23 protein-coding genes are annotated in these 20,077 nt (G+C 69.9%); 10 read left to right on the forward strand and 13 right to left on the reverse strand.

Going from position 1 to position 20,077, the window contains the following annotated elements; translation table 11 throughout:
• Positions 1-59: 59 nt before the first annotated feature.
• Both BY998_RS01140 and BY998_RS01145 read left to right on the forward strand, forming a co-directional pair.
• On the forward strand, positions 60-1,406 hold the full coding sequence (locus BY998_RS01140; protein ID WP_110349776.1) for a dicarboxylate/amino acid:cation symporter: 1,347 nt from the start codon (positions 60-62) through the stop codon (positions 1,404-1,406).
• Positions 1,407-1,556: 150 nt separating this feature from the next.
• Complete coding sequence (locus BY998_RS01145; protein WP_110349777.1) at positions 1,557-1,952, forward strand: GFA family protein; 396 nt, start codon at positions 1,557-1,559, stop codon at positions 1,950-1,952.
• Positions 1,953-1,958: 6 nt separating this feature from the next.
• Here BY998_RS01145 and BY998_RS01150 read toward each other — a convergent pair whose 3' ends face one another.
• From BY998_RS01150 to BY998_RS01160, 3 genes are read right to left on the reverse strand one after another with little or no spacing between them, the layout of a single operon-like run.
• Positions 1,959-2,543: an NAD(P)H-dependent oxidoreductase gene (locus BY998_RS01150; RefSeq protein ID WP_110349778.1), complete on the reverse strand. Its 585-nt coding sequence runs from the start codon at positions 2,541-2,543 to the stop codon at positions 1,959-1,961.
• Positions 2,543-3,781 (reverse strand): lytic murein transglycosylase, encoded by a 1,239-nt coding sequence (locus tag BY998_RS01155; protein ID WP_110349779.1) that lies wholly within the window; start codon positions 3,779-3,781, stop codon positions 2,543-2,545. The genes BY998_RS01150 and BY998_RS01155 overlap by 1 nt, the downstream gene beginning before the upstream one ends.
• A gap of 55 nt (positions 3,782-3,836) precedes the next feature.
• Positions 3,837-4,550, reverse strand: a complete 714-nt coding sequence (locus BY998_RS01160) for an invasion associated locus B family protein (protein WP_110349780.1) — start codon at positions 4,548-4,550, stop codon at positions 3,837-3,839.
• Between the two features lie 188 nt (positions 4,551-4,738).
• On the opposite strand from BY998_RS01160, the gene BY998_RS01165 reads away from it, so the two are divergent.
• The gene (locus BY998_RS01165; RefSeq protein ID WP_110349781.1) at positions 4,739-5,233 is read left to right on the forward strand and encodes a glutathione peroxidase; all 495 of its coding nucleotides are present in this window, start codon (positions 4,739-4,741) and stop codon (positions 5,231-5,233) included.
• A gap of 4 nt (positions 5,234-5,237) precedes the next feature.
• On the opposite strand, the gene BY998_RS01170 is transcribed toward BY998_RS01165, so the two are convergent.
• The 4 genes from BY998_RS01170 to fliL form a co-directional block, all read right to left on the reverse strand.
• Positions 5,238-6,035, reverse strand: coding sequence for a hypothetical protein (locus tag BY998_RS01170; RefSeq protein WP_110349782.1), 798 nt, complete (start codon positions 6,033-6,035; stop codon positions 5,238-5,240).
• Positions 6,032-6,550 carry a DUF6468 domain-containing protein gene (locus tag BY998_RS01175; protein WP_110349783.1) on the reverse strand — a complete coding sequence of 173 codons (519 nt, stop codon included), beginning with the start codon at positions 6,548-6,550 and terminating at the stop codon, positions 6,032-6,034. The genes BY998_RS01170 and BY998_RS01175 overlap by 4 nt, the downstream gene beginning before the upstream one ends.
• A gap of 13 nt (positions 6,551-6,563) precedes the next feature.
• Positions 6,564-7,784 carry a flagellar motor switch protein FliM gene (gene fliM, locus BY998_RS01180; protein WP_110349784.1) on the reverse strand — a complete coding sequence of 407 codons (1,221 nt, stop codon included), beginning with the start codon at positions 7,782-7,784 and terminating at the stop codon, positions 6,564-6,566.
• 69 nt (positions 7,785-7,853) lie between these two features.
• Positions 7,854-8,372 carry a flagellar basal body-associated protein FliL gene (fliL, locus tag BY998_RS01185; protein ID WP_110349785.1) on the reverse strand — a complete coding sequence of 173 codons (519 nt, stop codon included), beginning with the start codon at positions 8,370-8,372 and terminating at the stop codon, positions 7,854-7,856.
• A gap of 294 nt (positions 8,373-8,666) precedes the next feature.
• Here fliL and flgF point away from each other — a divergent pair, with 294 nt between their 5' ends.
• The 4 genes from flgF to flgH are packed head-to-tail and all read left to right on the forward strand — an operon-like array spanning position 8,667 to position 12,105.
• Positions 8,667-9,404 (forward strand): flagellar basal-body rod protein FlgF, encoded by a 738-nt coding sequence (flgF, locus tag BY998_RS01190; RefSeq protein WP_110349786.1) that lies wholly within the window; start codon positions 8,667-8,669, stop codon positions 9,402-9,404.
• Between the two features lie 21 nt (positions 9,405-9,425).
• Complete coding sequence (gene flgG, locus BY998_RS01195; protein WP_110349787.1) at positions 9,426-10,217, forward strand: flagellar basal-body rod protein FlgG; 792 nt, start codon at positions 9,426-9,428, stop codon at positions 10,215-10,217.
• Between the two features lie 11 nt (positions 10,218-10,228).
• Complete coding sequence (gene flgA / locus BY998_RS01200) at positions 10,229-11,299, forward strand: flagellar basal body P-ring formation chaperone FlgA (RefSeq protein WP_110349788.1); 1,071 nt, start codon at positions 10,229-10,231, stop codon at positions 11,297-11,299.
• Between the two features lie 53 nt (positions 11,300-11,352).
• A complete protein-coding gene (flgH, locus tag BY998_RS01205) occupies positions 11,353-12,105 on the forward strand; it encodes a flagellar basal body L-ring protein FlgH (protein WP_110349789.1) in 753 nt (250 codons plus the stop codon).
• Between the two features lie 30 nt (positions 12,106-12,135).
• On the opposite strand, the gene BY998_RS24190 is transcribed toward flgH, so the two are convergent.
• From BY998_RS24190 to pucL, 3 genes are all read right to left on the reverse strand, one after another.
• Positions 12,136-12,312 carry a hypothetical protein gene (locus BY998_RS24190; RefSeq protein ID WP_181425401.1) on the reverse strand — a complete coding sequence of 59 codons (177 nt, stop codon included), beginning with the start codon at positions 12,310-12,312 and terminating at the stop codon, positions 12,136-12,138.
• Between the two features lie 159 nt (positions 12,313-12,471).
• Positions 12,472-12,720, reverse strand: a complete 249-nt coding sequence (locus tag BY998_RS01210) for a hypothetical protein (RefSeq protein WP_110349790.1) — start codon at positions 12,718-12,720, stop codon at positions 12,472-12,474.
• Between the two features lie 608 nt (positions 12,721-13,328).
• A complete protein-coding gene (pucL, locus tag BY998_RS01215; RefSeq protein WP_110349791.1) occupies positions 13,329-14,186 on the reverse strand; it encodes a factor-independent urate hydroxylase in 858 nt (285 codons plus the stop codon).
• A gap of 153 nt (positions 14,187-14,339) precedes the next feature.
• Here pucL and uraD point away from each other — a divergent pair, with 153 nt between their 5' ends.
• Positions 14,340-15,224, forward strand: coding sequence for a 2-oxo-4-hydroxy-4-carboxy-5-ureidoimidazoline decarboxylase (gene uraD, locus BY998_RS01220; RefSeq protein WP_110349792.1), 885 nt, complete (start codon positions 14,340-14,342; stop codon positions 15,222-15,224).
• Between the two features lie 10 nt (positions 15,225-15,234).
• On the opposite strand, the gene BY998_RS01225 is transcribed toward uraD, so the two are convergent.
• Entirely contained in the window at positions 15,235-16,590 is a 1,356-nt protein-coding gene (locus BY998_RS01225; protein ID WP_110349793.1) for an 8-oxoguanine deaminase, read from the reverse strand.
• A gap of 268 nt (positions 16,591-16,858) precedes the next feature.
• Between BY998_RS01225 and BY998_RS01230 the strand changes: the two genes are divergently transcribed.
• Positions 16,859-17,491, forward strand: a complete 633-nt coding sequence (locus BY998_RS01230) for a hypothetical protein (RefSeq protein ID WP_110349794.1) — start codon at positions 16,859-16,861, stop codon at positions 17,489-17,491.
• A gap of 58 nt (positions 17,492-17,549) precedes the next feature.
• Here the strand turns inward: BY998_RS01230 and BY998_RS01235 are convergent, their stop codons facing one another.
• On the reverse strand, positions 17,550-17,783 hold the full coding sequence (locus BY998_RS01235; protein ID WP_110349795.1) for a hypothetical protein: 234 nt from the start codon (positions 17,781-17,783) through the stop codon (positions 17,550-17,552).
• Between the two features lie 392 nt (positions 17,784-18,175).
• On the opposite strand from BY998_RS01235, the gene BY998_RS01240 reads away from it, so the two are divergent.
• Positions 18,176-19,189 (forward strand): NAD-dependent epimerase/dehydratase family protein, encoded by a 1,014-nt coding sequence (locus BY998_RS01240; protein WP_110349796.1) that lies wholly within the window; start codon positions 18,176-18,178, stop codon positions 19,187-19,189.
• A 33-nt stretch (positions 19,190-19,222) separates the two neighbouring features.
• On the opposite strand, the gene BY998_RS01245 is transcribed toward BY998_RS01240, so the two are convergent.
• Positions 19,223-19,567, reverse strand: coding sequence for a hypothetical protein (locus tag BY998_RS01245; protein WP_110349797.1), 345 nt, complete (start codon positions 19,565-19,567; stop codon positions 19,223-19,225).
• Between the last annotated feature and the right edge of the window lie 510 nt (positions 19,568-20,077).

Here is a 20,077-nt window from a genome sequence, read left to right on the forward strand (position 1 = left end):
GGAGACCCGAGCGACCGAGCCGACGGACCCATTGATCGACCCGACAGGGAGAAACGCCCATGGCCGCCGTGCCGTCCCCACTGACCGCGCCCCACGCGCCGTCCAAGCCCAAGCCGATCTATCGCACACTTTATTTCCAAGTTCTGGTCGCCGTCGCGATCGGTATCACGCTCGGACATTTCTATCCGAAGCTCGGCGCCGACATGAAGCCGCTCGGCGACGCCTTCATCAAGCTCGTCAAGATGATCATCGCCCCGGTGATCTTCCTCACCGTCGTCTCCGGCATCGCCGGCATGACGAACCTCGAAAAGGTCGGTCGCGTCGGCGGCAAGGCGCTCGCCTACTTCCTCACCTTCTCGACCCTGGCCCTGATCGTCGGCCTCATCGTCGCCAACGTGCTCCAGCCCGGCCACGGCCTGCACATCGACCCGAACTCGCTCGATCCGAAGGCGGTCGCGACCTATGCCGGCAAGGCCAAGGAGCAGAACATCGCCGACTTCCTGATGAACATCATCCCGACCACGGCGGTCGGCGCGTTCGCGGGCGGTGAGATCCTGCAGGTTCTGTTCTTCTCGGTTCTGTTCGGCTTCGGCCTCGCCTTCCTCGGCGACCGCGGCAAGCCGGTGCTCGACATCATCAAGGTGATGTCGGAAGCCATCTTCGGCGTCGTCAACATCATCATGAAGGTCGCTCCCATCGGCGCCTTCGGCGCGATGGCCTTCACCATCGGCAAGTACGGCATCTCCTCGCTGGCCAACCTCGCCTACCTCGTCGGCGCCTTCTACCTGACCTCGGCGATCTTCGTGGTCGTGATCCTCGGCGCGGTCGCCCGCTACAACGGCTTCTCGATCTTCAAGCTCATCCGCTACATCAAGGAAGAGCTGATGCTGGTGCTCGGAACCTCGTCCTCCGAGTCCGCCCTGCCCTCGCTGATCGACAAGATGGAGAAGGCCGGTTGCTCGCGTCCCGTGGTCGGCCTCGTGGTCCCCACCGGCTACTCGTTCAACCTCGACGGTACCAACATCTACATGACGATGGCCGCGCTCTTCATCGCCCAGGCCACCGACACCCCGATCACCTTCGGTGAGCAGATCCTCCTGCTCCTCGTCGCCATGCTCTCCTCGAAGGGTGCGGCGGGCGTGACCGGCTCGGGCTTCATCACCCTGGCCGCGACGCTGGCCGTCGTCCCCTCCGTGCCGGTCGTCGGCATGGCGCTCATCCTCGGCATCGACCGCTTCATGTCGGAGTGCCGGGCGCTCACCAACTTCATCGGCAACGCGGTGGCCTGCATCGTGGTCGCCCGCTGGGAGAACGAGGTCGACGAGGCCAAGCTCCACGCGGCGCTGGCCGGCAAGCCGACCGTCGAGACTGCTGCCCCGGCCCCGGTCCTTCAGGCAGCGGAGTAATCCGGGCGGGGGCCCACCGTCCTGGGCCCTCGTTCGGTAGGGAGCCGCGGCAGCCGGATCCGGCTGCCGCGGTTTCTCGTTTTGTGGACCCGGCCGCGGCCTCTAATGTCCCGCTCGATTCGCGACGCCGTGCGACGGAGAGGACGATCCATGCTGACGGGACGCTGCCATTGCGGGGCGATCACCTACGAGATGGCCTCTGAGGTGCTGCACAGCGCGCTCTGCCACTGCTCCGATTGCCGCCGGCACGCGGGCGCGCCGATGGTCGGCTGGGCGATGGTGCCGGCCGGGCAGGTGACGATCTCCGGCGAACCGGCCGTCTACGCCTCCTCCGAGCACGGGCGGCGGCATTTCTGCGGGCAGTGCGGCACGGGCCTGTTCTACGTCAACGAGCAGATGCTGCCGGGCATGATCGACGTGCAGACCGGCACCCTCGACACACCCGAGGCCCTGCCGCCGCAGGCGCATATCCAAGTGGCCGAGCGGATCGCCTGGATGGCGGAGGCGCATGAACTGCCGCGCTTCGAGCGCTACCCGCCGGTCTGACGCCGCTCAGAACGCCGCGAGACGGCGGCGCAGCCGGGCGACGAAACGCTCCCGCATCCGCGGCGTCGCCCCGTCCATGCCCGTGAGGGCGATCCAGTTGAGCCGGCAGCCGCGCGCGCAGAGCGGGCGGATGCCGAAGCGGAACAGGCGCCAGTCGGGCCAGCCGACGAGCCAGAGCAGCCAGCGCGGCGAGCCGTAGGTCGTCACCACCGCGATGCGGCGGATGTCGGTCAGGCGCGGCTGCAGCACCTTCGCACCGCCCAGCGCGAAGGCCACGCCGGGCAGCCACACCCGGTCCAGCCATCCCTTCACTATGGCCGGCGGCCCGAACCACCACGTGGGGTAGACGAAGACGAGGCCCTCGGCCCGGCGCAGGGCGGCGACGTGTTCGGCCAATTCGGGCCGCATGGCCCCCTCGTCGTAATAGGCGCCCCGCTCTCCCGCGCTCAGGCGTGGATCGAAATCCCGGCCGTAGAGGTCGAGTATCTCGACCGCGTGACCCGCGGCTTCGAGCGCCGCGGCGACCGTGTCCCGCAGGGCGGCACTGAAGCTGTCGGGGCGGGGATGACCGTAGACCAGGAGGACGCGCATCAGGGGGCCGGCGCGCCCGCCGCCCGGACTCGGTCGAGGAGCGCGGGTTCCGCGTAGCCGTCGGGCACGAGGCCGGTCGCCGCCTGGAAGGCGCGGATCGCGCTCCGCGTCTTCGGCCCGATCTTGCCGTCCGCGCCGCCGACCGCGTAGCCGAGGGCGGCGAGCCGGGTCTGGAGATCGGTGCGTTCCTCCGTCGTCAGCATGCGCACGCCCCGCGGCCAGTCCCGGACGAAGCCGGTGCCGCCGCGCAGACGGTCGGAGAGGTGGGCCACGGTCAGCGCGTAGGCGAGCGCCGTGTTGTAGCGCAGGATCACCCGAAAATTCGGTTCGAGCAGGAAGGCGGGGCCCTTCGCGCCGGTGGGCAGCAGGAGCGCGGCGCGACGCTCCGCGCCTTCGGGGAAGGCGCCGGCCGCGGGCTCCAGACCGAGCGCCCGCCATTCGGCGAAGCTGCGCTCCGTGGTCTCGTCGGCGAGGCGATGGTCGAAGCCCTCCGGCAGCCGCACTTCGAGGCCCCAGCCCTCACCCGGCCGCCAGCCGAAATCCTTCAGGAATTTCGCGGTCGAGGCGAGCGCGTCGGGCACCGAACGCCAGATGTCGCGCCGGCCGTCGCCGTCGAAATCGACCGCGTGGCGCAGGAAGGCGGACGGCATGAACTGGGTGTGGCCCATGGCGCCGGCCCAGGAGCCGGTCAGGCGCGCCCGGTCGGCATCGCCGTCGCTCAGGATGCGCAGGGCGGCGACGAGTTCGTCGCGCCAGAGGCCGGGGCGCCCGGTATCGCCGCAGGCCAGGGTCGCGAGCGCCGGGATCACCGGGCGGATGCCCGGACCGTCGAGGGCGGCCCCGTAATTCGACTCGACGCCCCAGAAGGCGACGAGCACGTGACGGTCGACGCCGTAGGCTGCCTCGATCCGCCCCAGGACCTCGGACCATTCCGCGAGCTTGGCCTGGCCCGTGGCGATGCGCTCGGGCGTCACGCTCGCCTCGACGTATTCCCAGATCGGCTTGACGAACTCGGCCTGGGACTGGGTCGCCGGCACCACGCCGGGATCGGGTGCGATGCCCGACAGAGCCGCGTCGGCCACCGTCCGGGGCACGCCGCGTTCCTGCGCCAGGGCGGCGAGTTCGCCGAGGCAGCGCTCGAAGGTCGGCGGCTGTGCCGGTTCGGGCGGCGCCTCGGCCCGCGCGGGGCCGGCGAGCGGAAGGAGGGCGAGGAGGAGAGCTGTCGCTGAGAACCGCATGGCTCGAAGCCTTACTGATCTCCCGCCCGGACCGCGAGGCCGAAAGCCGACGCCTTCAGCTTCCGAAGGCGCTCGCGCGGGCAAAGGCCGCCGCGAAGCCGGAGAGCGGGATGGTGATGACCGTCGGCTCCGCAACGTCCGGCTTCTTGGCCGTCACTGTCAGGTTTTGCGCGCTCTTCATCGTGTCGGTGGCCAGCGTCGGCAGGCTGATCGGGACGAGGCAGCCGTCGGTGACGCAGGTCGAGAACGGCGCACCCTTGCCGAGCGCCCGGTCGTCGAGCTTGAAGGTCACGCCGGGCTCGATCTGCAGGCCGAACGGCATCAGGATCAGCCCCTCGGCCTGTCCGTCCTTCGGCGTGCGCAGTTCGATGCTGAACAGGCGCTTGCCGGTGCGGCGGTCGCCCTGCGACTGGATGATCACGCAGTCGGTGCGCGCCTCCTCGCGGTTGCAGTTCATGGTCCAGTCGCCGTAGCTCTCGCTGACGGAGCGGGCGCCGGCCGGCCATTGGGCCGGACCCGAGGAGGCCGCGGCCGGTTCCAGCACCGGGCCGCTGGTGGCCGGATTGGCGGGCTCCTTGGCTTCCTCCTTCGGCTTCGGGGCCGGCTTGCGGGGCTTCGGCTTCGGTTTGGGGGCCGGCTCCTCGGGCGCTGCCTCGGGGCCCGCGTCTTGGGCGAAGGCGGCGGTCGGTCCCGCCGGCAGCGGCGCGGCCAGCAATCCGGCAAGCAGAAGCGCCGCGGCGGGCACGGTCCTGCGGGACAGGGGCGGCATGGCAAGGCTCCAACGTGGTGTCGTCCGGGGCGCCTATCGCCGCTCGCGCGCGGATGCAATCGCGCGAAAGCCGCACTACACCGCAACAGACGTGTTTGCGGTCAAGCCTGGAATCATTCCATGTATTTCAGGGGATTATTCCCGTGTAAGGCGGGAGTATTGAGCAAGAAGGGGCGTCAGGTCCGATCATGAGCGACATCTACGATCACGTCCCGCAGGATGCGCGCGGACGGCCGCATCCGCTGTCGCAGTATCGCGGCAAGGTGCTGCTCGTGGTCAACACCGCCTCGAAATGCGGGTTCACGCCGCAATACCAGGGCCTGGAGACGCTCTGGCGGCGTCACCGCGAGCGCGGGCTCGTGGTGCTCGGCCTGCCCTGCAACCAGTTCGGCGCGCAGGAGCCGGGCGATGCGGACGCCATCGAGCGCTTCTGCTCGCTGACCTACGACGTCACCTTCCCGGTCCTGGCCAAGGTCGAGGTGAACGGCCCGGGCGCCGACCCGCTCTACGTCGATCTCAAACGGACCAAGCCCGGCTTGTTCGGCACGCAGGGCATCAAGTGGAACTTCACGAAGTTCCTGATCGGCCGCGACGGACGGGTGATCGAGCGCTTCTCGCCCTCGACCAAGCCGGCCGCGCTGGAGGGTGCGATCGAGCGGGCGCTGGCGGCGCCGGCGGGGTAGAACCTCAGCGCCCTGCCCGCGCCGTCGGCCCCGGATCGATCGCCTGAAGTTCGCCCGGCGGCAGGCCGGGGGCGGCCGGGGCAGCCTGGGCGGTGTCGAGGCCGCGGGCGCGATTGGCGAGCGCCACGGTGAGCTTCTCGGCGGGCTCCGGCCCCATCAGGGCCAGCACCTCGGCCATCTTGCGCGGGTTCATGCCCATCACGATGGGCACGAGCGTGTCGAGGTTCAGCCGGTCGAAGACCCGCGCCGCATCCCGCGGCTTCATCGTCTCGTACATGGTGACGATGCCCTTGAGGCCGGACTTCTCGGCCTCGGCCCGCTTGGCCCCGCCGGCATCGACCTTGTCCTCGGCCTCCTTCAGGTCGGCCACGCCGGATTCGAGCTTGCGTTCGGCGTCCTTGAGCATTTGCTCGCGCAGGTCGAGCGCATCCTGGCGCTGCTTCAGGCTCTCGCGGCGCGCGGCGAGCTTTTCGAGGATCACCCGCTCGCTGTCCGAGACCGGTTCCGGCACGCTCGGCTGGTAGACCGGCGGCAGGGTGGGCTCGGCCTTCTTCGGAGGGGCCGAGACGGAGCCGGTCGTGATCGGATCGACGGGAACGTAGTCGCTGCGCGCCTTGGCCAGCACCCGGGCGAAATCCGGCAGAGTGCCGGGCGGCGCCGGTTCGCTGCCGCCCAGGAGGGCTGCGAGCTTGAGCACGAGAAGCCCGATCGCCGCCAGGACCACGGCGTCGATCAGGCGCAGCCGGAAGGGACGCGCCGGAAGGCTCGCGAGACGGGCGAGTCGGCGCGCGGGCAGGTTCATGCGGCCCTGGCCCGGAGACGGTCGAGGGCGCGCTCGGACAGGGCCTGGGCGGCAGCGAGCGCCGCGCCGACCCGCTCGCCGTTGCCGACGGGCGTTGCCGTCTCAACGGCGCGTGCGTGGACGGCAGCGGGCCCCGCCTGGGGCCGGGGCGCGGCGGGAGCGGCCGCGGAGGGCGCCGCCGCGGCCCGCGCCTGGCCGACGATGGCGGCGATGCGGGTGATGACGCTCTCACCCGCCTGGACGTGGGCGGTCAGGTCGGCGGTGGTGCGCTCGGCGGTGCCGAGGCGCTCCGTGAGCGTGCGGTCGCACTCGTCGAGGGTGGCGCGCAGGCCCGCGATGGCACGCTCGGCGGTGGCGCTCGCCACCACGAGGTCGCCGATGGTCGAGCGCAGGGCCGCCTCGTCCGCCTTGAGCCGGTTGATGCGGCGCGAGAGCTTCACCGAGGAGGCGATGGTGGCGACCAGCAGCACCGCCACGAGAACGTCGGCGGCCATCGAGACGAAGAAGGTCATCATGCTCTCCCGGCGCTCATCCGTCGCTTCGGTTCTGCATCGAGATTTCGTAGGCCTGCAGCGTCGTGCGCGACTGCCGCAGGGGCCGGGCGACCTGCACCGCGATGGCGTCGTCGATCCGGCCGATCCGCCCCTGCGTCAGCGCCCAGTCGCCGCAGCGCACGGTGATGAGGTCGCTGGGCTTGCGGTCGAACATCAGCGTGTCGCCGACCTTGAGGTTGAGCACCCGCTTGAGGGGCAGCGTCACCTCGTGCAGCACCGCCTCCATCTCCACGTCGGCCTGCCAGATCTCGGTGGCCAGATGGCTCTCCCAGACCTGATCGCGCCCGAGCCGCTCGCCCATGAAGCTCTGCATGAGCAGGTCGCGGATGGGCTCGACCGTCGCGTAGGGAAACAGGATCTGCATCCCGCCGCCGCGCCCGTCCATGTCGAGCTTGAGCGTGATCAGGATCGCCGCGTTACCGGGCCGGGTGATGGTGGCGAAGCGCGGATTGGTCTCGATCCGGTCGATGCCGAAGCGCACCGGCGAGAGCGGCTGGAACGAGAGTTCGAGGTCGGTGAGGATGATCTCCACGAGGCGGCGCACGAGGCTCATCTCGATGGTGGTGAAGGGCCGCCCGTCGAGCCGGCTCGACGAGCCGCCGCGCTTGCCCCCGAGCAGGAGGTCCATAGTCGAGTAGGCGAGCGTCTGCTCCACGGTGACGAGGCCCGAGCCCTCCCAGGCATCCGCCTTGAACACGCCGAGCAGGGTGGGGAGCGGGATCGCGTTGAGATAGTCGCCGAAGCGGACCGAGGTGATGTTGTCGAGGGTCACCTCGACGTTGTCCTGGAAGAAGTTGCGCAGGCTCGTCGACAACAACCGGATCATCCGGTCGAAGACGATTTCCAGCATCGGCAGGCGTTCGTACTGGACGACGCCCGAATCGACGATGGCGCGCACGCCCCCCGCGCCGGAGGCGGAGAGTTCGCGCAGCGAGAAGCCGAGGACGCCGTCGATCTCGTCCTGGTTCAGGATGCGGTCGTTGCCGGCGAGTTCGGGGAGATTCTCGGTCTCCCCGTCCTCGATCATCGTCGCCCATTCGGCTGCGACGTCGCCCGCGCTCTTGGTCGTGCCCTGCTCGGCGAGCGCTGCGCCCCATTCCTCGGCGAGCGAGGCGTCGCCGCCGCCGCCCTCGGAGCCCTGCTCGGCGAAGGCGGCCGCCCAATCGTCCTCCAGCTCGTCCTCGGGTCCGGTCATTCGGGTCGTGCCGCTCGGGATGTCAGGGGCTTGGGGGAGTGCGGGTGGATCGACGGGGCTCAGCGCCCGTCACTGGACGAGCACGTCCTTGAACAGGACGGCCTCGGCCTTGGCCGGATGGATCGCGATGTTGACCCGCCGCAGCATTTCCTCGCGCAGGCGGTAGAGGCCGGCGGAACCGGCAAGATCGCTTGCCCGCAGCTCGCGCATGTAGGTCTGGAAGGCGTCCTCGACCCGCGGCATCAGCGGCTTCACCGTGGCCTCGACCTTGGCGTCCTTCAGTTCGAGTGCGACGCGCAGCTTGAGCACGGTGGCCCGGCTCGCACCGGGATCGGGGCTGAGGTTGACCATCATGTCGCGCACGTCGAGGAAGACGGCCTGCGCCTTGGGGTCGACCTTCTCCGCGCCGTGCTCGCCGTGGGCGTTGGCTTGGGCGGACTTGCCCTTCATCAAGAAGAATCCGCCGCCCCCGCCCAGCAGCAGAACCGCGGCGGCGGCGATGATGACGAGCTTCTTCTTGGACTTGGGCGCCTCCTCGGCGCCCTCCCCGCCTTCGGCCTCGGGCGCCTTCTTCGGCTTCTTGGCCATCTGCTGCTCGTCGTCCTGCCCGTCATGCCGCTCCCGGGGCGGATCAGAGCCGGGAGCCGGGGTCTCGCGCGGCGCGCAATTCCCTCTCCTCCCTTCTCGGCCCGCGTGGTTAACCCTCCGTTAAACCGGCAGAACTTGCCGGGTCGGACTTGCCGCCGGGCGCGGACGGTGCGGGGTGGAGGCCTCGGTCGCTCAGAAGCAAGTCATTGGCTGTTAAGGTAAAAAGCAAAATTTTGAGACTGGCACGGGCCCTGCGGTGGTTCGGGCGGATTTGTCGCCGCCACGAGGCACCCCATGCAGAACGCGCTCTTCGTCGGAGTCTCGGCCCAGGCCGCCCTGGCGCGTGAACTCGACGTCATCGCCAACAACATGGCCAACGTCTCGACCACGGGATTCAAGGCGCGCAACGCCCGCTTCCAGGAATTCCTGATGCCGACGGCCTCCGCCGACAGCTTCCAGCGCAGCGACCGTCGCCTCTCCTACGTGGTCGACCAGGGCACCCCGCTCGACCTGACGCAGGGGCCGGTCGAGCCCGACGGCAACCCGATGCACGTCGCCCTGCGCGGCGATGCCTTCCTCGCGGTCCAGACTCCGCAGGGCCTGCGCTACACCCGCAACGGCGCCTTCGAATTCGACCCCCAGGGCAACATCGTCACCTCGGACGGCTACGCCGTGCAGGGCGACGGCGGGCCGATCACCATCGGCCAGCAGGAGACCGGCCTCTCCATCGCCCCCGACGGGACGATCTCGACCAATCTCGGTATCCGCGGCCGGCTGCGGCTCGTGAGCTTCGCCAACCCGCAAGCGTTGAAGTCCGAGGGCGCCAACCTGTTCTCCTCGGAGACCCCGGCCCGTCCCGCCGGTGCGGGCGCGCATCTGGAATCCGGCGCGCTGGAGCGCTCCAACGTCAAGCCCGTGGTCGAGATGACCCGGCTGATGGACGTGAACCGCACCTACACGATGGTGTCGAGCGTGATCTCGCGCCTCGACGACCTGCGCGGGACGGCGATCCGCCGTCTGGCCGAAGTCTGATTGCCCGGAAGGTAGATCCCGATGCGCGCTCTCTACGCCGCCGCCACGGGCATGGCGGCCCAGGAACTCAACGTCCAGGTCATCTCGAACAACATCGCGAACCTGCGCACCACCGGCTACAAGCGCCAGCAGGTGCATTTCCAGGATCTGCTCTACCAGAACCTGCGTCGCTCCGGCTCCTCGACCTCGGACCAGAACACGATCCTGCCCGCGGGCCTCGCCCTCGGCTCAGGCGTGAAGACCACCTCGACGGCCCGCGCCATGACGCAGGGACCGCTGGCTCAGACGGAGAAGGATTACGACGTCGCGATCCGCGGCGAGGGCTTCTTTCGCGTGCGGCTGCCCGACGGGCGCACGGCCTATAGCCGCGACGGCTCCTTCGATCTCGACGCCCAGGGGCAGATGGTGACCCGCGACGGCTACCTGCTCGATCCCGGCGTGACGGTCCCCAACACCGCGACCTCCGTGCAGATCTCGGCCACCGGCGCCGTGCAGGCGACCCTGCCGGGCCAGACCGCGCCGCAGGCGCTGGGCCAGTTCCAGATGGCCCGCTTCGTCAACAAGGTCGGCCTCGAATCGATCGGCGACAACCTCTTCGTCGAGACCGCCGCCTCGGGGCCGGCCATCACCGGGCTGCCCGGCTCGGAGGGGTTCGGCAACCTGCAGCAGAACTACCTCGAAGAAGCCAACGTCAACGCGGTGACCGAGATCTCGTCGCTGATCGCGGCGCAGCGCGCCTACGAGATGAACTCCAAGGTCGTGACCGCCGCCGACCAGATGCTCTCCACCACCTCGCAGATGTTCCGCGGTTGAGGACTGGACCCGTGACGCACGCCCTCCGGCCGATCCACCGCCCCGCCGCCCCGCTCGCCGTCACGCCGCTCTCGCGCGGCATGGTCGGCCGCACCCTGTTCGCGTTCCTCGCCTTCGTCGCGGTGACGCTGTTCGCCCTGCCACTGATGGCCGCCTCCAGCCCGCTGCGGCTGCGCGGCGACGTGACGGCCCGCGGCGACACACTGAACCTCGGCGACCTCGTGGAAGGCGCGTCGGCCGAACTCGCCGCCCGCCCGCTCTTTCGCGCGCCGGCGCTCGGCGCCGTCGGCACGATCCAGGCTCGCCGCATCGTCGAGGCTGCCGCCGGCCTCGGCCTGACCGGCATCGAGACCGGTGGGCGCGTGCAGGTGAGCGTGCAGCGCGCCGCCCGCCGGGTCGGCCCGCCGGAGATCGAGGCCGCGCTCAAGCGCACCCTGGAGACCGGCTACGGCCTCGACGCCAAGACCCTCTCGGTGCGGCTCGACGGCGAGGCGCCGGTTCTGCTCGCCCCGGTCGACCTCGACGGACAGGCCGTGGCCGTCGACGTGACCTACGATCCCCGCACGCGCCGGGTCGCCGGCTTGATCGTGCTGGGCGAGCGGCAGGCCTCCCTGCGCGTGGTCGGTCTCGCGCTCGAGACCCGCGAAGTCGCGGTGCTGACGCGCTCCATCCCCCGTGGCGAGCGCGTTTCGAGTGCCGATCTCTCGCTCGAGCGCCGGCCGCGCGACGCCGTGCCCGCCGACATGCAAGGCGCGCCCTCACTGATCGTCGGACAGGTGGCGCAGCGGCCGCTGAGTGCCGGCTCGGTCCTGCGCTCCGGCGACGTGGCGCCCCCCGATCTCGTCGCCCGCGGCGACAGCGTCGCCATCGTGTTCGAGACGCCGGGCGTGTCCCTGACGTTGCGCGGCGTCGCCAACGAGAGCGGCCGCCTCGGGGCCAGCGTCGCGGTGATGAACGCCGCCTCGAAGAAGGTGCTCCAGGCGGTGGTCGTCGGCCCCGGCCGGGTCTCGGTGGGACCCGTCGCGCCGGCGCGCCCCGTGCTCCAGGCCAGCGCCGTCCCGGCCTCATCCGACCTCGACTGAACCGCCGAATCCGACCGATCCGATTGTCTTCCGTCAGCGCCGGACCCCCTCCGATGACCGCTCGCCCCGCCTTCCCCGTCCGCCTTGCCGTGATCCTGGCGCTCGCCCCGCTCGGCGCCTGCAACACGGTCGACCGGCTCTCGCAGGTCGGCGCCACGCCGACCCTCTCCGCCATCGAGGACCCGACCGCCCAGCCCGGCTACCGGCCTGTGCGGATGGCGATGCCCGATGTCCATCCGGTCTCCTACGCGCCGAACTCCCTGTGGCGCACGGGCTCGCGGGCCTTCTTCAAGGACCAGCGCGCCGCCCGGATCGGCGACCTCGTCACCGTGAAGGTCAACGTGACCGACCGCGCCAACCTCAACAACGAAACCAAGCGCTCGCGCACCAATGCGGAGGCCTTCGGCCTGCCCAACGCCTTCGGCCTGGAGAAGAACGCGGGGGTTGCCGCCGCCGGCATCAGCCCGGACAACCTCATCAACGGCACCTCTACCTCGTCGAGCGACGGGGCGGGCTCGGTGCAGCGTGCCGAGACGGTGACGACCAACGTCGCCGCGGTGGTCACGCAGGTCCTGCCCAACGGCAACCTCGTGGTCGAGGGCAAGCAGGAGATTCGCATCAACTTCGAGGTGCGTGAACTCGTCGTTGCCGGCGTGGTCCGGCCCGAGGACATCGAGTCGGACAACACGATCGACTCGAGCAAGATCGCCCAGGCGCGCATCGCCTATGGCGGCCGGGGCCAGATCACCGATGTGCAGCAACCCCGCTACGGCCAGCAACTCGTCGACATCCTGCTGCCGTTCTGAGCGCGGGCGCGCCGCCCCGCCCCGGCCGGCTCAGTGATCGGTGCCGGGCCGGTTCGGCCTCGGCGCCTCGCCGTGGGTCTGGGTGAAGTTCGAGCGGTGCGGGTCGTTCTTCGATTGCGCGACCCGGCCGCGCTGCCAGATGGCGAAGCCCGCCACCGCGACGATGGTGAAGACGGCCAGAAGCGGAATCAGAACGTCATTCGACACGGCCGTTTCCTCCGATGATTTTATCGAAGGCAAAGCCGATCGTCGATGGAAAGGTTCCGAAAGCTGAGCCTTAGCTTTCGCACAAAGGCGAGATCAGTTTTCGCAAGTCGTTGACGCTGCCGGGCGAGACCGCTGCGGCTGGTCCCGCCCGAACTCGCCTCAGCGCTCGTAGTGGCGGGCGCGCGCGGTGTTGGCGTTGAAGGTGCTGCGGGCCGGGCGCTGCGGCCCGAACAGGCTCGGCGCGGGGGCAGCGGCCTCGAACGCGTCCGCGCCGGAGCCCGGCGCCCGCAGGCTGCCGGTCACGGCCGGAGCGCGATCGCCGCCCGGCGCCCGCGCGGTCTGGGCCGCCGCGCTGCCGACGGTCGAGGCCAGGATCAGGGCTGCGCCCGTGAGGATGCGGATGGTCATGCTTCGCCTCCGGTTCTTATGGACGATGCCCCATTGAAGCACGACCGGCCGCGAAGCTGCTGAAATTTCTATCGTTCTGCTGTTTTTGGCGGCTGCGTTTTGCCCGCGTTTTGGGCATGAACACCGCGCGCTTGGCGTCACGCATTCGGCAAAGTGGGTGGATCGGACAAATTCCCGATTTTCCGCAAATACTTGAGAGGCTGCGGCGGTCTCTGCTCAGAATCTCGGCATCGTCATCGCACCGTGTTCGACCTGTGCGCTTGGTCACAAGCAGGTTCTCGGCTTGCCGCGAGCAGGGATTAGGCGGTGATCCCAGGATGATCGAATGGTCGGCATCAGTGATCGCAGAGAATTCGCCCAGGGTTGGAGCCAACCAGTGTCACGCGAGATAGCTTATTCGTCTCGATAGGTCTCGGAGGATGTTCGACCTGTTCATCCGAGAAATCTTCCTCATCCTGAGGTGCGGAGCGAAGCGGAGCCTCCAAGGAATTCTTAGCCAGCGGCGCGATCCCTGGAGCCCGCCATCGAGGCCGCTGACGCTGCACCTCCGGATGAGGCCGATGCAGAAGAAGCGACGAAAGCCGTCCTCTCTCGTCGAAAGACCTCTCTCAGGTCGGACCCGATCCCGATCCGCGCGCGACCGTCGCCTCGATCTGCCCGTGCGGTTCGTCGGTCGGCAGGAAGACCGTGCCCGGGTTCTCGAGTCCGAACGGGGCCAGGTTGATCGGAATGTAGTGCTTGTTGGGCATGGCGAAGCGGATCTCGGCGATCTCCGGCACCCGTGCCAGCGCCGCCTCGCCCATTCGGTACATGCTGTCCTGAACGCTGGCGCTGTAGCTGCCGCCGAACACCGCGAGCAGCGCGTCGAGGATCGCGGCGTTGCTCGCCTCGTAATCGGTCGGCACGTCGTCCCAGGTCCAGGTCGCGTCCATGGCGGTGGCGGCGATGCGGTCCGTGGCGTCGGGCAGCGTGCGGTACCGGTCGTCGACGAAGTCGGCCCAGCCGGATTGCGTGGTCTTCATGAAGGTGAAGCCGCGCAGACCCGATTGCAGCACCGATCCGTCCCGCCGGGCCACCAGCCGCACGCTGCCGCGGCCGTTGCCGTCGAGGGTGAAAGTGTGGCCGTGCGGCCTGCCGTCGATCGGATGGCGCCGCCAGCGGGTCTCCTCGGCCTCGACCGTCACCTCCGCGATCTGCGGATAGGTGTCGAGGAAGCGCGCCGCGATCGCTCGCGCGAAGTCTTCCGCGTTCAGCGAGAGGTTCTCCGCCGCGACCACGTTGACGATGTTCTTCACGCTGTCGGTCGCGACGCAGGCGCGGTTGTCGGCCCCGGTCCAGGCGGCCTCGAAGGCGCCGCGCATCATCACCGTCAGGGTCAGCTCCCGCGGCACGTGGTGGTCGCCCTCGCGGGTCAGCCGCATCACCCGCACCCGCGCCTTGCCGTAGGTCGCCGCAATCAGGGTCATCCGCCTCTCCCGTCGCTGCCGCGCCGTCGGTTTCGGGCGCGTTCGTCCGGCGGGCGCTTCAATGCAAGACGAACGCCCGCCCGCTCATCCCGAGAGGTATAATCGAGCCCGAGCGGGAATCGCCGGCGCGATCCCTGTCTCGGGAGCCCCTGCATGACCCTGACCCTCGACGCGCTCAACGCCGCCTCCGAGCCGGACTTCGTCGCGGCCCTGGGCGCGATCTTCGAGCATTCGCCCTGGGTGGCCGGGGCCGCCGCCCGGCGGCGTCCTTTCGCGCGGGTCGATGCCCTGTTCTCGGCCATGCGGGAGGCGGTTCTCTCCGCCCCCGACGGCGAAAGGCTCGCCCTGCTGAAAGGGCATCCCGAACTTGCCGGCCGCTCCGCCAGGACCGGCGCCATCGCGCCCGACTCGAGGGCTGAGCAGGCCTCCGCCGGCCTCGACCGGCTCAGCGAGGCCGAATATGCCCGCTTCGAGGCGCTGAACGCCGCCTACCGTGACAAGTTCGGGTTCCCCTTCATCCTCTGCATCAAGCGGCACGGGCGCGCCTCGCTGCTCGCCCGCTTCGCGCAACGGCTAGCGAGCGAGGCGGAGGCCGAGCGGCCCGTGGCCGAGGCCGAGGTGCTGCGCATCGCCGCGATCCGCCTCGATGCGCTCGTGACCGGAGACGGCCCTCTCCGCACGACGGGGCGCCTCTCGACCCATGTCCTCGATACGGTGGCGGGCCGTCCGGCGGCGGGCGTCGTGGTCGAGCTGGCCGAGTTCGTCGCCCCGGACGAGGCGGTGATCGTGGCCCGCACCGTCACCAACGCCGACGGCCGCACCGACGCGCCGCTGATCGGCGGCCGGCCCGTGCCCATCGCCACCTACGAACTCCGCTTCCATGTCGGCGACTATTTCCGGCGTTCCGGGATCGCGCTGCCGGAGCCGGCCTTTCTCGACGTGGTGCCGATCCGCTTCGGCGTGGCCGAGCCGGAGGGGCACTACCACGTGCCCCTCGTGGCCACCCCGTGGAGCTTTCAGACCTATCGCGGCAGCTGAGGCGTCCCCTTCAGCCGAACAGATGCCGGGCGAGCCGCGAATGCTCCTCGCGCAGGCGTCCGGTTTCGACCCCGAGCGGCTGTCCGTCGATCACCCGCCAATGTCCGGCCACCATCACCCGGTCGGCCCCGTGCGCCCCGCACAGCACCAGGGCCGCGAGCGGATCGTGCGCGCCGGAGAAGCGCAGTTCGTCCAGGGTGAAGAGCGCCAGATCCGCCTCGCGCCCGGCCGCGATTCGGCCGATGTCGTCGCGCCCCAGGCAGGCGGCGGAGCCCTCGCTGGCCCAGCGCAGGGCGTCGAGATGGGTCACCGCCTCGGCCCCGTAGGTCAGGCGGTTGATCATCAGGGCGTGCCGCACGCCCTCCATCAAATTCGAGCTGTCGTTGGAGGCCGAGCCGTCGACGCCGAGCCCGACGGGGGAGCCCGCCGCCTCCAAGTCGCAGGTCCGGCAATGGCCCGAGGCCAGGACCATGTTCGAGGTCGGGCAATGGCACACGCCGACGCCCGCCGCGCCGAGGCGGCGCACCTCGTCGTCATCGAAATGGATGCCGTGGGCGAGCCAGGTGCGCCCGGTCATCCAGCCGACCTCTTCCAGGTAATCGACCGGGCGCTGCCCGAAGACTTCGAGGCAGAAGGCGTTCTCGTCCCGGGTCTCGCCGAGATGGGTGTGGAGCGGACAATCGTAGCGCTCGGCCAGTTGCGCGCTCTCGCGCATCAACCGCTTGGTGACGGCGAAGGGCGAGCACGGCGCGAGGCCGATCCGCACCATCGCCCCCGGGGCGGGATCGTGGAACAGGGACAGCACCCGCTCGCTGTCGGCCAGGATCGTGTCGTCGTCCTGCACCAGGGCCCTGGGCGGCAGGCCGCCCTCCTCCTCCGGCAGGCTCATCGAGCCGCGGGTGACGACGGCGCGGATGCCCAGCGCCCTGGCTTCCTCCACTTGGATATCGACCGCGCGCTCCAATCCCTCGGGGAAGAGGTAGTGGTGGTCCCCGGCCGTGGTGCAGCCCGAGAGGAGCAACTCGGTATAGGCCAGCCGGGTGGCGAGGCGGAACGCCTCCGGGTTCAGCCGGCCCCAGATCCCGTAGAGGGCCTTGAGCCAGGGGAAGAGCGGTTTGTTGATCGCGGCCGGATGGGCCCGCGTCAGCGTCTGGAAGAAGTGGTGATGCGTGTTGACGAGGCCGGGTATCACCACGTGGCGCGAGGCATCGAAGGTCTCTTCCACCGGGGTCGAGGGTCGGGCGCCCGCCGGCAGCAACTCCGCGATCCGGCTGCCCTCGACGACGACACCGCCGGCCGCCCCCTCCGCCAGGATCGCGAGGGGGTCACGAATCCAGACGCGCCGCGCCGCCGAGCCGTCCGCCATGAAGGGTCCCCGAGATCGTTCCGTGAGGGCTTGAGCCTGCCTGGGAAGATAGGACGGAGGCGCGGCCGAGGAAGCGCCGCCCGGCCGGTGCCGACCTCGTCGACACCGGACCGCCGGGAGTTTCATGAGGGACACTTACATGGATCAATGGACGCTCTGGCCGGCGGGCGCTAGATTCAGCCGTCGCGTGCACGGCGTCCCGATGCACACCCGGGTCGCGGGTGTCGCAGCGGTGCGTTGTCGTTCTCCGAACCCGAAGGGGTTTTCCATGACGAGCGGCAGCCGTTTCCGAACCCTCCTCGCGGTCCTCGGCACGATCCTGGCAGCCGGGACCGTCCGGGCGCAGGAGCCGGGCGCCGAGGCGAAGTCTTCCGGAAAATGGACCGATCCGCCCGCGCGGGCCGAGCCCGCTCCGGGAAGCGCCGCCGCCCCGAAGCCCGTCGCGATGCCCGCGAAGGTGGACGGGTCCGCCGCATCGGTGCGCGCCGAGAGTCGGCCGCCGCGGCGCTCGGCCAAGCTGCGCCGGGAGCAGATTCGAACGGTTGCAGCACGGCCCCGGATCGAGCGACAGGCACGGTTGCGCGCTCCGAAGCTTGCGAGCCAGCCGGAGAGGCGGGTCGCATTACGCACGCCGCCCCGGATGGCGGCGTACCGTCCGCAGGTGGTGCGACAGATGCACGGGTGGCGTCCGGTCTACGGCACCATCGAGCCCGACGCTCCGGCCACTGCCTATTACGCGCAGCGGCGATACGGAACGGCGGGCGTGACGCCGGGCGAACTCGGTCTCTTCCACCGCGACGGTCAGGCCAACGGGCGCCTCGTCATGCGCTGGCGCGGAGCCGCCGTACCGGCCGGCTTCGTGACGGGCGGGCCGTCATTCGATGGGGACGAGGCGGAGTGAGGCCCCACCCGGTCACGAGCGGCCGGGCCGGGGCGTGCGTTGAGCGTCGCGCGCTTCTTCAGCGAACCCGGCCGGGACGCGCGGGCTCGAAGACGACGCGGCGGTGATACGCGCACCAGCTCTTGCCGTCGGCAACCGGTGCCCCGCAGCACACGGCCTGATCGCTGGGCTCGCCGATGATGAACTTGCACACGAAGGCGCCGGATTGGGCGAAGGGCACGCGAAGATCGGCGGAGGGCTCCGCAATCGCGTCGGCCTCGCCGATCTGCGGCAGGCGGAAAAGCTGGTTCATCGGGCGGACACTCGGTGTTCGAACTCGCTGGAACCAAGCGAGGGGCGTCTCGGCGCCCTGCGACTTGGATGGATGTCTCGGCCGGCTCGACCTTTCCATCCCACGGGCGCAACGCCATTCGGAACCCACCCTGGAGCGGGACCGTCGGCGCGCCCGGGAACAAGGCGTAAGTCGGCTGATAGTCTGGGCTAAGTAAACCTGATTTCGTTACAAACAACCCCTTGTCCGGCGCGACAGGTCCGCGCTGGAAGCAGGCTCGGACGTCGCACCCGCCTGCCACCCTCATCCGGGGCCGACCGTGGCGGCCGGCGCCGATCGAGCGCCATTCCTTGCCGCGGGGAAGCGGTGGAGGTATCCGACACCCTCACACCGAACCACGCGCCGGGGCCCGCATGCACGCTCTCGTCACCGGCTCGGCCGGTTTCATCGGCCATGCGCTCGGCCGCCGGCTGCTCGCGGCGGGCCACCGCGTCACCGGTTTCGATGCTTTCTCCCCCTATTACGACGTCGCCCTGAAGCGGGCGCGCCATGCCGACCTCGCCCGTCATCCGGGCTTCGAGGCGGTGGAAGGGCGGCTCGAGACGCCCGGCGCCCTGCTCGACGTGATGGCGCGCGCGAAGCCCGATCTCGTCTTCCATCTCGCGGCCCAGGCGGGCGTTCGCTACAGCCTGATCGACCCGGGCGCCTATGTCGATGCGAACCTCGTCGGCTTCGCCAACCTGCTGGAGGCGGTGCGCGCCCACCCGGTCCGGCACCTGCTCCTGGCCTCGACGAGTTCGGCCTATGGCGGGGATGCGCAGGTGCCGTTCCGCGAGACCGACCGGGCGGTCTCGCCGCTCACTCTCTACGCCGCCTCGAAGCTCGCCAACGAGGCCATGGCGCATTCCTACGCGCACCTGTTCGGCGTGCCGACCACGGCCTTCCGGTTCTTCACGGTCTACGGGCCGTGGGGACGGCCGGACATGGCACTGTTCCTGTTCACGGCCAAGATCCTGGCCGGCGAGCCGATCGAGGTGTTCGGCGAGGGGGCGGCGGAGCGCGACTTCACCTTCATCGAGGATCTGATCGACGCCATCCTCGCTCTGTCCGAGCGCCCGCCGCCCAAGCCGACGGAGGGCGGGCCGGTCTCGGCGGCGGATACCTTGAGCGCCGTCGCGCCCTATCGTCTCGTCAATATCGGCGGTGGGCGGCCGGTGCGGCTCGACGCGATGATCGGTGCGCTAGAGGCGGCGCTGGACCGCAGGGCCGAACGGGTGCTCAAGCCGCTGCCGCCCGGAGACGTGATCCGTACCCATGCCAGCACCGAACTCCTGCACGCCCTCGTCGGCAGCCTGCCGGAGACGCCGCTGGAGCGGGGCATCCCCGCCTTCGTGGACTGGTACCTCTCCTATTACGGCGATCAGTAGGGCGTCGTCTCGCGCGCGACGCCTGCTGCCGCGTCAGGGTGCGGCGCGGCGGCGGAGCAGGAGGTAGAAGGCGTGTGCGGCAAGCGCGCCGACCGCCGCCGCGCCGCCCTTCACCAGAAAATCGAACACCCGGCCGTGCCGGCTCGCGGTGAGGCCCTGCGCCGCTTCCAGCGTGCCGGCGAGCACCACGCAGGCGACCAGCGCCAGCATCCATCGCCGCGGATAGGACAGGGCGAGCAGGAAGCCGAACAGCCCGTAGGCGGCGGCCCGCTCCAGGTGCGGCGAGGTGATGACCGGCCGGTCCTCGATCGGCGACAACGTCACCACCACGAGGGCCAGGGCCACGGTCCAGGCCATCAGGCGAACGAGCGTCAGCATGAGCCCTCGTGCGCGCAAGCCCGCGTCGCGGTCAAGCTCTCGGCGTCGAGAGAAGGGAAAGCGCGCTTTCGCCCGGTGACGGTGCGGATTCCGGCCGTCGGCTGTGCCTCCCGCCTCACGCGGTTCTTGCGAAACGTGAGGTGTGATTCTCTGGCGGTTTGTTGCGCGAACCATTGCGTGGGCGGTGAAGTGGCCGGCAGGTGTGAGGAATTTCCTCGCGCGGCGCCGAAGTCCGGATTCTGCGCCGGGCGGCCGATCAGTCTGCCGACCATCGTAAAAACCAATTGTATGTCAGATGGTTGGCATCACTCGCGGCTCGCTTCGGCTCAGATGCAGTCTTGACGAAAGCTGACTACCTAAGATCGAATTTTGCGGGATATCCCTAATTTGGAGGATGCAATCTTCCCGGCTCCCATGCCTGCTAAGCCTATCGGGACCACCGGCGGTGGAGTGCCGTAGGCGCTAGGGGGCGCCGACCGCGCCGGTGCGTTTCCCCGAGGGGATGGACAA

Source organism: Methylobacterium sp. B4, from assembly GCF_003201865.1.
GTDB lineage: Bacteria > Pseudomonadota > Alphaproteobacteria > Rhizobiales > Beijerinckiaceae > Methylobacterium.